Origin of the sequence: Lewinella sp. LCG006 (assembly GCF_040784935.1) — a bacterium.
In the GTDB taxonomy this organism is placed as follows: domain Bacteria; phylum Bacteroidota; class Bacteroidia; order Chitinophagales; family Saprospiraceae; genus Lewinella.
The window spans coordinates 1,557,578-1,572,653 of sequence record NZ_CP160680.1 but is presented as its reverse complement, the minus strand read 5'-3'; the positions used below and the strand labels follow the sequence as shown (position 1 = coordinate 1,572,653).

The window sequence follows — 15,076 nt, the reverse complement described above, 5'->3', positions numbered from 1 at the left end:
AGTGAAAGTGTTTGGAAAGCTACAAAGTAATAAGAAGGGTTACTTTGTCTGGTAAAGTTAATGATTTAGGAGAAAAGTGTAAATAAAAAAGCGATGATCAGTTTTGGACCGATCATCGCTTTTTGTTTATACAAAATGGCGGGTTAGCGTACGCCGTGCATGAGTTTCCGAATAATTGGGTAAAGTAGAATGGACAATACCCCAACACCTACCGAAATAGCGGTAAGTATCCAGAAGAAGTAGCTCAGCCCGTGTTCAGCAGCAATGGCTTCGGAGCTTTCGCCAAAGACACCCGCCAGCTTCATACCAATGGCTACCGCCAGGTACCAAATACCGAACATGAAGGCAATCATACGGCCAGGCACCAGCTTACTTACATAAGAGAGTGATACTGGAGAAGTACACAATTCACCTAGGGTGTGGAAGAGGTAGACCAGTACCAACCAAACCATGCTCACTGCGGCTGTTTTAGCACCAGGTTCGATGTCACGAGCACCGATGGCTACACAAGCCATACCCAAGCCCAGGAGGAACATCCCGATGGCGTATTTGGTATTGGCATTGGGATTGTATTTGCTTTCCCACCACTTGGAAAAGAGCGGCGCAAAGGTGATGATGAACAGGGAGTTCAGTACGCCAAACCAAGAAGCAGGAACTTCGGTAGCATCCTTGAAGTATTCTTCCCGCAACATCCAAATGGCGATTCCCCAGACGATGACAAAACTCAGGGCCAGGAAGATGTTGGACAGGCTATACTTGGCAAAAGTTTGGCGAAATAATTTATACAGTACCCACGAAATGATGCCTAATGGGATGAGCGTCATCAAGGAGTTGACTACTTTGTAGACAGAAGCAGCTGTACCGTCAAGCATACGCTCGGTGTAATCATTGGCAAAGATGGTGAGCGAGCCCGGTGCTTGCTCAAAAATTGCCCAGAAGAAGATGGTGACAAAGGCAAAGAACGATACAGCGATCATCCGATCACGGGTGATGCGGTCGTACATGGCCAGTCGATAAATCAATAGGAAGATAAATATTGCCAGTGCTACCAATATGGTTGCGGTAGTACCGTCGACACCATTAATGGAAAAATTGAGAAGATTGAATCGGCCTTCTGAAATCTTGGACGCTGGGTCATTGATAATCCAGACTAATCCAAGAACAGCAGCGATGCCTGCAATTACTTTTTGCGGCATGGTAAATGGATTACGAACTTCATCGTCAGCATCAGCCGTAAACATGGAAAAGCGGCTAAAAAAGAAGACCAAGGCAAGAATTACAGCAAGTGTTAAGGCAATATTGATGCCGAGAAACAACCAAACGGCTCCACCAACTAATGCTAGTGCACCTATGGCTTTTTGCCAAGCTTCGTAAGGTTTTACTTGCGTAACTACGGATAAGTTGGCGGTTTCCTGCTTGGCAATACTATTGGGATCAGGTACTTTGCCCACTTCGCCAAAGATGCCCTGGGCCAGCCAAAATTGCAATAACCCAAAGAGCATGAAGATACCAGCCACGCCAAAGCCCCAGCTCCAGCCTACTTTTTCCCCCAGGTAGCCACAAAGAAGAATACCCAGAAATGCTCCGGCATTTACTCCCATGTAGAAGATGGTATAGGCCCCGTCTTTCTTTTCGGGGCGATCTTTGTACATCTCTGAGATGATGGAGGTCATGTTGGGCTTAAAGAAGCCACTGCCGAAAACCAGTAAAGTAAGCCCCAGGTAGATGAAAAACTGGGTTTCCATGGCCATACAGCCATGCCCTAGCGTCATCAGTAAGGCACCAATAACTACTGCCCAGCGATAACCGATTTTATTGTCTGCCATGTAGCCACCGATCATGGTAGAAAGGTAGACCAGCGAGGTGTACGTACCAAAAATAGCCAATGCCCATTCTCGGGGCCAGCCCCATCCGCTTTCCGCAATGGAAGCGGTAAAGAAAAGCACCAACAGGGCCCGCATTCCATAATAGGAAAAGCGTTCCCACATCTCGGTAAAGAACAGTACGAACAGCCCTGCAGGATGCCCCAGGACTTTCGACTCGAAGAAGGAATCTGTAGAATTACTCATTATTGTCGTTGATTAATCAGTTTTATTTTAGTGGATAGGTTAATTGATTTTTCAGATGGATTAGTCGATACCGTGCGTTAATTTTTTGATCAATGGTGAGGCCACCAAAACAAGAACACCAATAATTCCGCCTACTACAAAGAGCTTGTAGAAGAGGTCGATGTAGCCTTGTGTAGCTTGTGCTATATCAGTTACCTCTCCACCCGAAGTGTCAATGCTGGCTAGGTTAGCCAATAAAGCAGCTACATATTCAGCACCGGCCGTGGCCAAAAACCAGACTCCCATCATGAAGCCTACTATTTTGACGGGAGATAATTTAGTTACGGAGGAAAGCCCTACGGGCGATACACACAACTCACCCCAGGTGTGGAGCAGGTAAGCGATAACCAGCCAAATCATAGCCACTTTGCCCGCAGCAGCTTGCTGCCCGCCCAGTACAAGAGCACCAAAACCGAGCGCAACCAGAATGATACCCAGGCCAAATTTTACAGCTACATGCATATTTAGCCCCCGCTTATCCAGTGCTACCCAAATCCAGGCGAAAACTGGCGCAAACATAATGATGAAGATCGCATTCAGGCTCAGAAAACTCCCGGCAGCGATCTCGGTGCCAAAGAAGCTACGGTCCAGGGAACGTTCCGCAAATAGATTCATCGAAGTGTAGGCCTGTTCAAAAAGCGCCCAGAAGACGACGGATACAATGATCAGAATAGTAAGCGCGATCAACCGCTCACGAACTACTTTTTCGGATTGAATCAGGAACCAGATGATGACGGCTAAAGCCGCTACAGATGCACTGACGAGGAGCCCTTCAACATAAGCATGGCGTTGAATGATCTGCCAAACAACCAGAATAGATAAGATAGAACAGAGGTAAATAAACCATTCACGGTTAATTAAGCCAAATACCTTTTCCGTCAATATTTCTGGATTGCGAGGTTCGGCTTTGCCATTGAAGTATTTACTACCATAGATAAAGGTGACTAGCCCCAGGAGCATGCCAATACCTGCTGCCCCAAATCCGTAACCCCAGCCATAGGTCTCTCCCAACCAGCTGCAAAGAATGGTTGCTAAAGCAGAACCGAGGTTGATTCCCATATAGAAGATCGTAAAACCAGAATCTCGCCGTTTGTCGTTGGCTTCGTAAAGTTCACCAACGATGGAAGAGATATTAGCTTTAAGAAAGCCTACTCCAAGTACGATAAAAGACATGGACAAAAAGAAAATCTGTATGGCATTTTCATCTCTGACAACCCCCTGAGCCGTTTCAGTAGCGGCGTTGCCCTCAAATGCCATTCCCAAGTGACCTAAGACCAGTAAAATGCCACCGAAAATAACGGCCTTACGGAAACCCAGGTATTTGTCAGCGATATAACCGCCTATAACAGGAACAGCGTATACCAAAGCAGCATAGCTACCTACAATAATATTACCTGCTTCATCGGAAAATAAGTGGTATTTGACTAAATAAAAAATGAGCAAAGCTTTCATTCCGTAAAAAGAAAACCGTTCCCACATCTCGGTCATAAAGAGTACAAATAAGCCCTTTGGGTGCCCGAATAATTGTTCATGATCTCCTGCTGCATTCTTGTCTAACTGCGCCATAATTATTTCTGTTCGTTCGTTCGTTTTGTTCTGATAAAACCAAGAAAACTTTACCTTCTGAAGCGTAAAATACACCAGAATGCACCAAAATTAGCTTTTTTATCCAAGTGGCTGTTAAATGGCCACCTATAATTTTGTTATGGAGAGGTTAAACCGAAGGAAAAAAATGGTGAACGAAGGCGAAGTGAAATTAACCACCAAGGGCCTCAAGGTATTGTCTGCGAGACGTATAATCACCTTTGGAGCAAGTTGCGGACTCGTAACAAAGCCTGAAAGTACAAGTGAAAACAGGAATTAGTCACCCCCGTGACAATGGTGACACATTGCGCTAGGAACGAAAAGAATTAACTTTCAGGATGGCAATAGCCTCACGTTCTCTTCCTCTAAACCCTTGAAGCATGTTACATAAAACACTACCCTTACTATTTTTATGTTCAGCAGTGTGGAGCTTGGTAGGCCAAGCTTATCAACCTTTAGTACTGCAAGATGCACACTGGAAAATATGCCAAACCTCTACCGAGGAAGTATGGTCTTGTGGGACCCTCTATGAATATTACCTCGGAGCAGATACCATCGTTGGCAATGTCGATTATCATAAACTTTACCGGCGTGATTTTTTGCCAAATGGAGCACCGGGCGGTGGACTGGAAGCTTATGACTCTCCGTTGCGGATTGTTTCGGAGACCTTGGCTGGACTGATACGGGAGGATTTGTCGGGACGTAAAGTTTACTGGCGGGATGTATCAATAGAGCTCTGTCCAGCCGCTTCAACGAATGAAGTGCTCCTTTATGACTTCGCTCTTTCCGTCGGCGATATGTTGGAAAGCTGCTTGCTGGAGGGCGTGGAAAATGTAGTGGTCACGGCGATCAACCTGGAGAATATTTACGGAACGGAACGTCGTGTTTTCGAACTATCAACGGGCTTTGAATTAATTGAAGGAATTGGCTACACCAGCGGATTGCTGGAATTGCCGATACCGCCGGTGAGTATCCTCTCCACGAGTCTTTTTGACTATTGCCGAGCACCGGATATGGATTGTAATGTGGCCATACAAAAAGGGATGGTCAACCCTTATCAGGAGTGGCATATCTCCGAGTCAATTAACTATTTTTCAGGTGCATTTACACGCATAACCTACGAATATCGCTTCCGCAATCCTGTTCAGGTGGAGGACCATATTTATTTCAATCTGGAGGAACGCCAACAAGCCACTCAGCCAGCATGGGAAGAAACGGGCTATCGTTTTCGAGAGGCGAATGGCAAGGTCTATCGAACTTCGCCCCTGGAACCCAATGCCGAAGAACTTTTGCTCTACGATTTCTCTCTCACGGAGTTAGACGACACGTTCTTCCTTAGCACCCTTTTTCTGGGCGAGGTTAATATGGAGTTGGTACTCATAGACACCATTACATTGAATAGTGGAGAGCAACGCCGCCGCCTGCATTGGTCGCCCGGGTATCCATTAAATCGCGATTGGTACTGGATCGAAGGCTTCGGAGCGAATGACCATCCTTTTTTCCCTTATCACACCTTTATCGACGAAATAGACGGAGAACGACGTAGTTTACAGTGCTTCTACGCTGAACCAGATCTTGATACTCCCCTGTGGCAAAACGATATTTTTAAGGAGTGTTATGATTATTTGGTAGCGAATGAAGAGTTACAAGCAGCCAAAATTCGAATCTTTCCCAACCCCACCCGTGCCTCACTTACCCTGGAAGGAGGTGCCCCCGGCGACCTTTACGAGCTGTACGACGTACACGGCAGGCAAGTGAAACGCGCGATCATTAACACCGCATCAACATTAATAGTCCATCTAGATGACCTCCCAAAAGGTGTGTACACCTACCGCTTGTTATCTTCTGACGGGAATCTTCTCAAAACAGGAAAAGTGGTAAAAGCGGAATAGGGGTGGGGGTTGTGTAAAAAGTCCATCGCCTAAATTTGTGCCAAATAAAAAATGGACGAAAGGGTAAGAACTTTATTTTTGAAAGGCGATTGGTTTATTGATCACTACTTTTTAGAATTTAATTTGACGGCATTGTGCCGTTTTTGTGTTTAGGTGACTTTTTACACAACCCCCAACCATTTAATTCACCGTCCTGATCACCGTACTTCGCTGTATCCAGCAGCCGATGTAGAAGCTGTCGCCATTTTTGAGGTTGCGTTGGAAAACGTCGGCTTTTTTGGGCATGTACTGGCTGTACTGGTTGATCCACTTGTTGGCTTCGGAAGCGGAAGAAGAATCGATGCTTTTGGCTTTGTTCCACATGTCCAGTGCGGCCCAGACGACGACCTGGCTGTCCCAACCCCGGCCGGGGCCACAGAGGGGCCCACTGCTGGCGTACATACGGCCGATAAGGATGTAGGGCTCTCCCCAGTTGCTACGCACGTCGGCCGCACGTTGGGCGTAGGTGCGGGCATTGCTGTAGTTACGCTTGTGGACGTAATAGATTTTTGCGACCAAGAGCAATAATTCTGATTTACGGACGGATTTTTCTTCCTGGTCGGCAGCGAGCAAGAGGTTTTCAATCGCACAATCATATTCTCCATCTTGCAGGCATTTTATGCCAATACCCGCCGGACCAGCAAACTCGTAGACACAAGGCCCGTCAAGGATGGCCTTAACGGCGTCGTAAGCAGCATTGCCTTCGGTACATCCCCCCCAGTTGAGGCGACTGAGTACCTCGCGGGCGATGTCGCAATCCTCGGGAGCGGCCTCAAACTCGGGGTAATATTTCTCAACGTAGTAATCACAATCATAGAAGCCTTTGACGGTTTCGAAATATTGTAATCTTACGGGGGCGTATTCGGCTACGATTTCCCAGGCTTCGCATTCCGCGTCTTTACAATTTTCCTGTCCATGCTCAATAATGGCGAGAATCTGGTCGGCGTAGACCTTGGCTTCAGCGTCTGAGATCAGCGTAGAATCGTGCAGCTCGGTAAGGAGTGCCGTGAAAGGATTGATGACAAAATAATTGGCATCAAGCCCGTCCATTTCAATCGACTCTTTGAAGAGGTTGAAGGTCTCCAGCGGGGTAGAGCGATCCTCGTATTTATAGTAATAGTCGAAAGCCTTGCGGCCAATGACGTAGCCTCCTTTAGGGTAACATTTATCGATCTCGTCGTAGAGCGCAAAGATGGAGTCGACGTAAGCCTGGTCTCCGGTCTGGCTCAGGTAATATTCGTAGAAGAAGATACCATCCGAGAAGACGGTGTTGCGTTGGCCGTCGGCAGCAGGAGCTACCGCGTAGACTTGCTTCCAATAGTCGTAGGCCCGATCATAATCTTGCGCTTTAAGAAAATCGCGGTACAGAACGTAGTAGGTTTCTGCGTCATCCTGGTTGGGAGCATCAGTAAATTTAGGGCAGGGGCTTAGGTCTACCGGCGGAGGAGGGGGGCTGACAGGCTGGGGAGGTTGTGTAGTAGGAGGATTAACTGTTTCTGTGGTTTTGGGAGTACAGGTAAGCAGTAAAATACTCAAACTAAGCAGCAGGGAAGAAAGCAGGATGATCTTATGCATAAAAGCTTTTTTGTAAGAATGTACCAATAAAATCTAAAATTAACCAAAATATAAGCTGTAGATGCTTGGCGATAAAAATTTGGCGTTGCGTTTTTAAAGCCATTGATAGTTTTGAGAAAATAAGGATAGTCCCGTTTTATGAAAACAGCATCTACTAGCTGACCCAAATATTGTAAAAAAAGTGGAAAGAGACGGATCGTAGTTTAGACTTTATTTTGGGGATATGCGGGTAAGAAAGCCTGGCATGGGACTGGAAAAACCTTATTTTTGTTCCATATTAACCACAATTTACCTGATATGAAAGTGCACAATTTCAGCGCCGGTCCTGCTATTCTTCCGGCTAGTGTGATGGCGGAAGCAGCCGAAGCCGTTCGTGATTTTAATGGTAGCGGATTGTCTATTCTGGAAATCTCACACCGTTCGAAAGATTTCATTGCGGTGATGGACGAAGGGGTTGCGTTGGTGCGTGAATTATTGGGGCTGAGCGATGACTATGCAGTGCTTTTCCTATCAGGAGGAGCGAGCAGTCAGTTTTTCATGTCAGCGATGAACTTGCTCAATGAGGACGAAGCCGCTGGTTATGTAAATACAGGAACCTGGTCGAGCAAAGCGATCAAGGAAGCCAAGCTCTTCGGAGAGGTTAAGGAGCTTGCGAGTAGCAAGGACACTAATTTTAGCTACATTCCGAAGGGCTACACGATTCCTGAGGATTTGAAATATGTACATATTACTACCAATAACACCATTTTTGGTACGCAGTTTCAGGAATTTCCAGAGACTGATTTGCCATTGGTAGCAGATATGTCGAGCGATATTTTTAGCCGCCCACTACCCGTTGAACGTTTTGGTATCATCTATGCTGGTGCTCAGAAAAATATGGGACCTGCTGGCGTAACCTTGGTGATTGTGCGCAAGGATCTGTTGGGTAAAGTAGATCGGGCAATCCCTTCTATGCTAAAGTACCAGGTGCATATCGACGGCGAATCTTCGTTCAATACGCCTCCTGTTTTCCCGATCTATGTGAGTATGCTGACGATGCGTTGGATCAAAGCACAGGGAGGCCTGGAAGCCATGGTGCCCCGCAACGAAGCAAAGGCCAAGCTCATTTATGATGAGATTGACCGCAACCCAATGTTCAAAGGCGTCGTCACCGATGTAGCTGACCGCTCGCGGATGAATGCGACTTTTGTGTTGCATGAACAATATGCAGCTTTGGAGAAAGAATTTTTGGCCGCTGCCGCTGCTGCCAACTGTGATGGCATCAAAGGTCACCGTTCTGCCGGTGGTTTCCGGGCGTCGATTTACAATAGCATGGAGCTGGAAAGCGTGCAGGTCTTGGTGGATGTGATGAAGGCTTTTGCGGAGAAGCATGCGTAGGTACTCGTTCCGAAGTTTCGGAACTCGTGGTTGTGCTCACCCGACGCTGTCGGGTTCGCGGCTAGTGCTCGTCCCGATACCTCGGAACTCGCGATAATGCTCACCGACTCCGTCGGGTTCGCGGGGGAGGCTCGTTCCGAACGGGACTCGCGGGGAGGGGGTGAAGGTTAATCTGAAAATAAAACCCTTGGAAATGCTGATCAAGTTTTTAGTAATATTATCATTGTTTGGAGCTATCTATTTATGGAACCGCTTCCTTGTGAAAAATATGATAAAAGGGTTAATTGGATTTCACAAAACCTTTAATGCTGAAAATTTGAACAGGCAACCCGTGAAGTTTGTCATTGAGAATGAGGAGGGTATTAATAAAGCCTTTACTGGTTTTTTTTGGGTTGGGGCGGTATTAATATCACTGTCAATTATGATGGGGTGATAAGGTAGGTTACTTGTACAACGGTACTGCGTAAATCTGCTTTCTTTATTTTGCAGGCGGTAGGTGGCCTTGTGTGGATAATGAGTAGCCCATCGTACCATTGCGATTACGTGGTTGTACGAATTGACGCCAAAATTATTAGGAGGTCAATCGTACCATTGCGATCATACATTCAAACCTGTCCACAAATGCATAATAAGTTAAAATCCCAAACTTCACACCAGTGTGAAGTTTGGGATTTTGTATGTTTGGGATTATGAAAGAGGAGTGGATCAAGCTAAAGATTGGAACGATGGATGTGCCCGTACAGATCATTCGCGAACGGCGGAGGAGTATTCGGGCCTCTATGGGCAAGGAAAATGTGATCATGCGTTTCCCGATAAATTTGCCAGCCCAAGAGGAAGCCGCTCATCGCAAAAGACTGACGACTTGGCTGGAGAAGCAATACGAGAAAAAAGAGGGGCTCTTTCAACGCTACCAAAAAGCTGATTATCAGGACGGAGATACGCTTCGGGTAGGTGATCGGCAGTACGAACTGCGACTGCGCCAGGAAGATCGTAAAACAAGCGCAGCGAGTTTGAAGGGAGGGCAGATTGTTCTTCGTCTTAACCGTGATATGGATGAACAGCAGGCTTCTAAAGCCATCCGTACCCTGCTCAGTAGGGTGGTAGCGGCAGATTATTTGCCCCAGATTACAAAAAGGGTTCTTGCGCTCAATGAGCAGCATTTTCGTCGACCCATCAAGGGCGTAAAGCTAAAATACAATCACAGCAATTGGGGGTCTTGCTCCAATTCAGGCAATATTAATCTGAGTACCCGCCTGCTATTTGCACCCCAAGAGGTGGTTGATTACGTCATTGTTCACGAGTTGGCCCACTTGATCGAATTGAACCATTCGCACCGGTTTTGGGCCGAAGTGGCCCGGGTGATGCCTGATTACGAAAAAAAGGAAGCCTGGTTGAAGGAATTTGGGGCAGGGTGTGATTTTTAAAATCCCGGCAAAAAAACGTAGGGCAAATTCATGAATTTGCCCTACGTTTTTTTGCCGGATACCGCCCTAAGTTTTATACCTACTATTGCTGAGCCCGCATCCATTTAAGAATATCCTGCGTGTTTTTAGCAGCAATATTTGCGGGCAACGCTACCAGATCACGCGCACCCAGGTCGATGGCAAGAGGAGTACGGGCTTCATCCTGCTTACGTAATACCAGGAATTGATTGTTACGTGCCGATTGGGTTATCTGATCCGATACTTGCTGTGGCTCATCAAAAAGGGGATAGAGCATAAAATTATCTTCTTCCGCATCATAAAAGGGGAGGATAGCTTGTACACCACCTTCGGTAGGCAGCAAAAACATAGAATGGTAGCGACTATTGTCAGGGTCTTGCCATTCGGCGAAAGGCAAGACTGCTTTAGGTGCATTGCGGTCGCTGAGGTCAAAAGCAAAGGCACCCAAATCCTGGGTGTAACCCAAAAGATAATCCTCCCATACTTCCAGGCGCTGTACCATGCCCGACTGGGGATCGTCGTATTCACGTTCAGTGAAAAATGCTGGCTTTAGCTCGGTAAGCTTGTAGTTTTGTTCTAAATCACAAATGATGACTTTGTAAAAGCCCTGGATACCAATGATATTGCTGATATTATTGTACTGGATTTCCGCAATGTAGTAGGGGAAGTCCGGACTGGTATTCTCGGGAAGCTTGGTTTGGAATTTTTGCTCACAGCTACGGCCGTCCAAAATTTCCAAGGTCCGGTGGCTTGGCCCCATCTCTTCGTTGGCTTCACCTTCGTCGGCTTTGATGACGGCCAGCAAGTCTTTGGATTTTACCCAAACACGGTTGCCATCCAGTACTTCCGTATTGATTTGGCAGTCTGGCGGAGTGAGGGTAGGAGTAGCGGGTTCTTCGGCAGCGGTAGCGGTGGAGTCTTCAGTGCCTGAAGTGCTTGTATTACTGGTGGTACCCGTATCAGTACAGGCAACCATCAAGAACAAAGCAATAAGCAAAAACATAGGGGATAAGTGGCCACGGATCATAGCTTAAGCATTTAATTGAGCAGTAAAGAGACGGAGAAAAATTTTCAAAAATCTCAAAAGAAAGTTGTTTCATTTATTTCCGTCAAGTCACAAAGGTAAGAGCTTGTCGGGAAATTTCATTTGGTGGCCTACAATTACCTCAAATTAAAGCAGATAAATGTCTAGCAGCGTAGGGAAACAGTCTATTTACGAATTATTTCGTAGATAATTTGCTTTTACGAAAAGTTTCGTATATCATTGCAGTACGAATTATTTCGTAGACTGTTGCTGCGGGTTTTTCCCGTGGTTTTGAAATCACTTGCTGTTGTTAATCAGGGCAAATTGAAGAATTTGCCCTGATGATTTACAACAAACCTCCGGACGAATTCATGGATTTGTCCGCTATTTATTTTTGTGTAATACTAACTTCTATGAATAAGCCGACGGAAAGCGAACTGGAAATACTACAAGTGCTTTGGGCCAGAGGGCCAGCTACGGTAAGGAGCGTGAATGAGTTGCTGAATCTTTCTGCCGACAAAGAGATTGGTTATACAACTACCCTAAAGCTGATGCAGCTGATGGTGGAGAAAGAGCTGCTAAAGCGCGACACCAGTAGTCGGACACACATTTATGCAGCAGCGGTGGAAGAACAATCTATAAAACGCGGTTTGCTCAAGCAGTTTGTGAGCAAAACTTTCCGTGGTTCGGCTGCACAGCTGGTCATGGAAGCATTAGGTCAACATCAGGCATCCGATGATGAATTAGAGGAGATCAAAGCATTGATCAGCCGTATGGAAAATGATAAAAACCAGAGCGAATGAAAACCATCTCTTTATTCCTCGATAGTTCTATGGCAGAAACGCTGGGCTGGACCGTTTTACACAGTCTGTGGCAAGGAATTTTGCTGGCGCTAATTGTAAAGATTTGTTTACAGCTAGGTGCCAAATGGACCGCCCGACGGCGTTATTACCTAGCTTACTCCGCATTGCTAGCACAAGTAGTGGCAGCGGTTGGTACCTTCTACTATTTACTACCAGCTAGCTTGCCCGAAGAGCAGGGGATGCAAGATATCTTGCCCTTGCTGCCTACATTGGTGGTACTTGCGGAATCCCCCAACTTGTGGCAACAAGTAGAGGATTTTATTACCCCTAGCTTACCGCTAATAGTGGTGGTCTGGTGGACAGGCATGGTTTTCTTTTTGTTCCGCTTGTCCGTAAATTATTTGTGGTGGAACAGTTTGCGTCATCGCGAGCATTTGCCGGTACCTGCGGCGTGGGAGGATAGCTTTCAAGCCTTGAAAGAACGCATGCAGATAAAAAGCAAGGTACAGCTTAGATTGTCTGCATTGATTTCAGGGCCCCTGTTGATTGGTCAGCTCAAGCCTTTGATACTATTACCTGTTGCTTTGGTCAACCAGTTGTCCTTGAAGGAAGTTGAAGCGGTGATTGCACATGAGTTGGCTCATCTACAGCGCTATGACTACCTGCTCAATGGCGTACAGTTATTTCTTGAAGCTGTATTTTATTACCACCCGGCCATTTGGTGGTTGGGAACAGAGATTCGCATGTTGCGAGAGCAATGCTGCGACGATCTGGCCATTCGGCATACGGGCAATTCCCTTACTTACGCCAAAACCTTACTGGCGGTGGCTGAACACCAGCGCCAGGTGCCCTCCCAGTTTGCCCTAGGTTTATTGGGAGAAAACAAACATCAGCTTTTACATCGTATTCAAAGAATATTAAATCAACCCGTTAAACAACCCGACATGAGAGAAAAATTTGCAGTAACCAGTGTCCTTTTATCGCTGGCCCTTCTCGTATCCTTAACCGCTGGCTGGTCGTGGCCAGTCACAACCAACTTCTTTGGTGAGGAAGAACCCGCTTTGGTGTTTATCGACACCTTGCCGCAAGGCAATATCCGCATGGAAATTGAAGAAGATGGAGAATCAATGGATGTGACTGTCAAGAATGGTAAAATCCAGCAGCTGAAGATTAATGGTGAAGTGATTCCGGAAGCAGACTTTCCTAAATACGAAAGTATGGTAGAAGAAAAGATCGCCAATATTCCTCCTCCTCCTCCTCCGCCGCTACCTCCTCCTGGAGCCCCCGCGCCACCACCACCGCCACCAGCCCCTGGTGCAGTTCCAGCTCCTCCGGCACCCCCGGCTCCGAATGCTCCTCCGGCTCCAACCAGGATGATTATTAAGAAGACAGTAGAGGCTACCAGGAATGAGGATGGCACGATTGAGGTCACCATTATCGAAGGCGATGATAAGGAGGGTGCTCACCACATTTGGGTAGAAGATGGCGATGAAGAAGAATACATCTTCAGGGTGAGGCCAGAAAATAAAATGGGCATCATTGAAATCAAAACCAAAGATGGCGAAGACCATATCTTTCTCCGAGGTTCCGGAAAAGAAGACCTCATTGATATCGATGCAGAAGACATTGCGTCGATGAACGTCATCAAGCTTGATCTCGATAATGACGAGGACATGGAAGAGCTGCGCCAGCGTTTGTCGAAGCTAGACAAGGAGGTGTACGAAGATGCGCTGCGTGCCATTGAAGAAGGGCGTGCCGCCTCGCATGAGATGAGGATCATTATTGATGAAGAACGTATCGAAAGAGAAGTAGAGATGAATGCTGCCAGAATGGAAGAACGCCGAGCTAGGATGGAAGAACAGCGTGCCGAAATGGAAGAACGCCGGGCAGAAATGGAACGAGAGGTGCGAGTACGTGGATTTCGCTATGATAGCGAGGAAGACTGGCTAGGGCGGCAGATGCTGAGAGATGGCTTGATTGAAGATGCCAATAATTATACCTTCAAGCTATCAGAAAAGCGACTTAAAGTCAATGGTAAAACCTTATCGGATGAACAACAGCGTCGTTATCTGAGGATGTACGAAGAACGCACTGGTGTTCCTTTTGGGGAGGGTTCGACGATCACTATCAACCGCAAATCAGAGTAGTTTAACGATCTAACCACGCCTTGAAATCATTGACTCGGTCTCTACTGACGGTCGCTTGGAAGTCCGTTGCGTGGACAAGTGACAAAAGAAGTCGACCATTGAAATAGGGGTCAATCTTCTGAATGGCATTGAGGTGGACAATGAGTTTACGACTAACCCGGAAGAAGTGAGTAGGATCAAGCTCTTTTTCCAGTTGGTCAAGTGTAGTATCTAAATGATGTTGTTTGCCATTGCTTTTTTTAGCAAAAACGAGGCTTTGATCCGAATAGAAAAAAGCAATTTCATTGATACTAAGGTAGCTTAAAGAGTTGCCTGCTTTTATCAAAAAGCGCTCCCGATAGCTCGGGCGCTGCATCTGCTGAACCAACTGCTGGAGCGCTTGCGCCGGCAGTTGGTTTTTTACTTGGTAGAACTTTTGATATTTGTTTAGCGCTATTTCCAGTGCCTCCTCTTCTATGGGTTTCAATAAATAATCAATGCTATGAACCTTGAATGCTTTTAGCGCGTATTGGTCAAACGCCGTAGTAAAGATCACTGGACTTTGAATTTCATACTGCTCAAAAATAGAGAAACTAAGGCCATCTGCTAGTTGGATGTCCATAAAAATGAGGGTAGGAGTAGGCCTGTTTTGGAGGTAGTTTACGGCGCCTGAAACACTCTCGATTTGCTCACTAATATTAGCAGTAGGCAGTTGTGAAGAGAGTAAATGCTGCAAGCGTTTGTAGGCCGGGAATTCGTCTTCAATTAATAAAATATCCATAGGAATGAGTGTTTGATGCAGTTGTTTTTATAGAAAAGACAGACTTTTTAGTGTAATTGAGGCTTTTATTGTGTGTTTTTTGCATGCTATAATCATTTTGAAGAGGTAAAATTTGTCACTTTTTATGCTTCTAGCAGCTGATTCTTTTCACTAGACTAATAATATTATTAAAATAAATATAGAATTTCTGGTGATTAAAGTTGTGAATGGGTGTCTAAATCAAATCGCAGGGAAAAAATAGGTGCGTTTTTTCGACAAATGTGTTTTTTTTGAATGTCACATTTTTTGGGTTTATTTACAAGTGAGAGATTGAAGCATCTTTGTT

11 protein-coding genes are annotated in these 15,076 nt (G+C 46.1%); 6 read left to right on the top strand and 5 right to left on the bottom strand.

The genetic code is table 11. The features are described 5' to 3' along the window. Positions 1-143 precede the first annotated feature (143 nt). A complete protein-coding gene (locus AB0L18_RS05220) occupies positions 144-2,069 on the bottom strand; it encodes a peptide MFS transporter (RefSeq protein WP_367391521.1) in 1,926 nt (641 codons plus the stop codon). Positions 2,070-2,129: 60 nt separating this feature from the next. Next, positions 2,130-3,674 carry a peptide MFS transporter gene (locus AB0L18_RS05215; protein ID WP_367391520.1) on the bottom strand — a complete coding sequence of 515 codons (1,545 nt, stop codon included), beginning with the start codon at positions 3,672-3,674 and terminating at the stop codon, positions 2,130-2,132. 398 nt (positions 3,675-4,072) lie between these two features. Here AB0L18_RS05215 and AB0L18_RS05210 point away from each other — a divergent pair, with 398 nt between their 5' ends. Next, positions 4,073-5,584 carry a T9SS type A sorting domain-containing protein gene (locus AB0L18_RS05210; RefSeq protein WP_367391519.1) on the top strand — a complete coding sequence of 504 codons (1,512 nt, stop codon included), beginning with the start codon at positions 4,073-4,075 and terminating at the stop codon, positions 5,582-5,584. Between the two features lie 180 nt (positions 5,585-5,764). On the opposite strand, the gene AB0L18_RS05205 is transcribed toward AB0L18_RS05210, so the two are convergent. Continuing rightward, positions 5,765-7,198 carry a hypothetical protein gene (locus AB0L18_RS05205; RefSeq protein WP_367391518.1) on the bottom strand — a complete coding sequence of 478 codons (1,434 nt, stop codon included), beginning with the start codon at positions 7,196-7,198 and terminating at the stop codon, positions 5,765-5,767. Between the two features lie 297 nt (positions 7,199-7,495). Between AB0L18_RS05205 and serC the strand changes: the two genes are divergently transcribed. The 3 genes from serC (at position 7,496) to AB0L18_RS05190 (ending at position 9,999) form a co-directional block, all read left to right on the top strand. Beyond that, on the top strand, positions 7,496-8,575 hold the full coding sequence (serC, locus tag AB0L18_RS05200; protein ID WP_367391517.1) for a 3-phosphoserine/phosphohydroxythreonine transaminase: 1,080 nt from the start codon (positions 7,496-7,498) through the stop codon (positions 8,573-8,575). Positions 8,576-8,768: 193 nt separating this feature from the next. Beyond that, positions 8,769-9,008, top strand: a complete 240-nt coding sequence (locus AB0L18_RS05195; protein WP_367391516.1) for a hypothetical protein — start codon at positions 8,769-8,771, stop codon at positions 9,006-9,008. 256 nt (positions 9,009-9,264) lie between these two features. After that, entirely contained in the window at positions 9,265-9,999 is a 735-nt protein-coding gene (locus AB0L18_RS05190) for a M48 family metallopeptidase (RefSeq protein WP_367391515.1), read from the top strand. Between the two features lie 82 nt (positions 10,000-10,081). On the opposite strand, the gene AB0L18_RS05185 is transcribed toward AB0L18_RS05190, so the two are convergent. Continuing rightward, positions 10,082-11,044, bottom strand: coding sequence for a hypothetical protein (locus AB0L18_RS05185; protein ID WP_367391514.1), 963 nt, complete (start codon positions 11,042-11,044; stop codon positions 10,082-10,084). A gap of 410 nt (positions 11,045-11,454) precedes the next feature. On the opposite strand from AB0L18_RS05185, the gene AB0L18_RS05180 reads away from it, so the two are divergent. Together AB0L18_RS05180 and AB0L18_RS05175 are read left to right on the top strand one after the other, a co-directional pair. Beyond that, positions 11,455-11,844, top strand: coding sequence for a BlaI/MecI/CopY family transcriptional regulator (locus tag AB0L18_RS05180; protein WP_367391513.1), 390 nt, complete (start codon positions 11,455-11,457; stop codon positions 11,842-11,844). Then, a complete protein-coding gene (locus AB0L18_RS05175) occupies positions 11,841-13,991 on the top strand; it encodes a M56 family metallopeptidase (RefSeq protein WP_367391512.1) in 2,151 nt (716 codons plus the stop codon). Before AB0L18_RS05180 ends, AB0L18_RS05175 begins: the two co-directional genes overlap by 4 nt. A gap of 1 nt (position 13,992) precedes the next feature. Here AB0L18_RS05175 and AB0L18_RS05170 read toward each other — a convergent pair whose 3' ends face one another. Then, the gene (locus tag AB0L18_RS05170; RefSeq protein WP_367391511.1) at positions 13,993-14,751 is read right to left on the bottom strand and encodes a LytR/AlgR family response regulator transcription factor; all 759 of its coding nucleotides are present in this window, start codon (positions 14,749-14,751) and stop codon (positions 13,993-13,995) included. Between the last annotated feature and the right edge of the window lie 325 nt (positions 14,752-15,076).

What these genes read in the sequence shown, in the direction of transcription:
- AB0L18_RS05180 (WP_367391513.1), top strand. Translation starts at nt 11,455, where the DNA reads ATGAATAAGCCGACGGAAAGCGAACTGGAAATACTACAAGTGCTTTGG.
- AB0L18_RS05195 (WP_367391516.1), top strand. Translation starts at nt 8,769, where the DNA reads ATGCTGATCAAGTTTTTAGTAATATTATCATTGTTTGGAGCTATCTAT.
- AB0L18_RS05210 (WP_367391519.1), top strand. Translation starts at nt 4,073, where the DNA reads ATGTTACATAAAACACTACCCTTACTATTTTTATGTTCAGCAGTGTGG.
- AB0L18_RS05175 (WP_367391512.1), top strand. Translation starts at nt 11,841, where the DNA reads ATGAAAACCATCTCTTTATTCCTCGATAGTTCTATGGCAGAAACGCTG.
- serC (WP_367391517.1), top strand. Translation starts at nt 7,496, where the DNA reads ATGAAAGTGCACAATTTCAGCGCCGGTCCTGCTATTCTTCCGGCTAGT.
- AB0L18_RS05185 (WP_367391514.1), bottom strand. Translation starts at nt 11,044, where the DNA reads ATGATCCGTGGCCACTTATCCCCTATGTTTTTGCTTATTGCTTTGTTC.
- AB0L18_RS05170 (WP_367391511.1), bottom strand. Translation starts at nt 14,751, where the DNA reads ATGGATATTTTATTAATTGAAGACGAATTCCCGGCCTACAAACGCTTG.
- AB0L18_RS05190 (WP_367391515.1), top strand. Translation starts at nt 9,265, where the DNA reads ATGAAAGAGGAGTGGATCAAGCTAAAGATTGGAACGATGGATGTGCCC.
- AB0L18_RS05220 (WP_367391521.1), bottom strand. Translation starts at nt 2,069, where the DNA reads ATGAGTAATTCTACAGATTCCTTCTTCGAGTCGAAAGTCCTGGGGCAT.
- AB0L18_RS05215 (WP_367391520.1), bottom strand. Translation starts at nt 3,674, where the DNA reads ATGGCGCAGTTAGACAAGAATGCAGCAGGAGATCATGAACAATTATTC.
- AB0L18_RS05205 (WP_367391518.1), bottom strand. Translation starts at nt 7,198, where the DNA reads ATGCATAAGATCATCCTGCTTTCTTCCCTGCTGCTTAGTTTGAGTATT.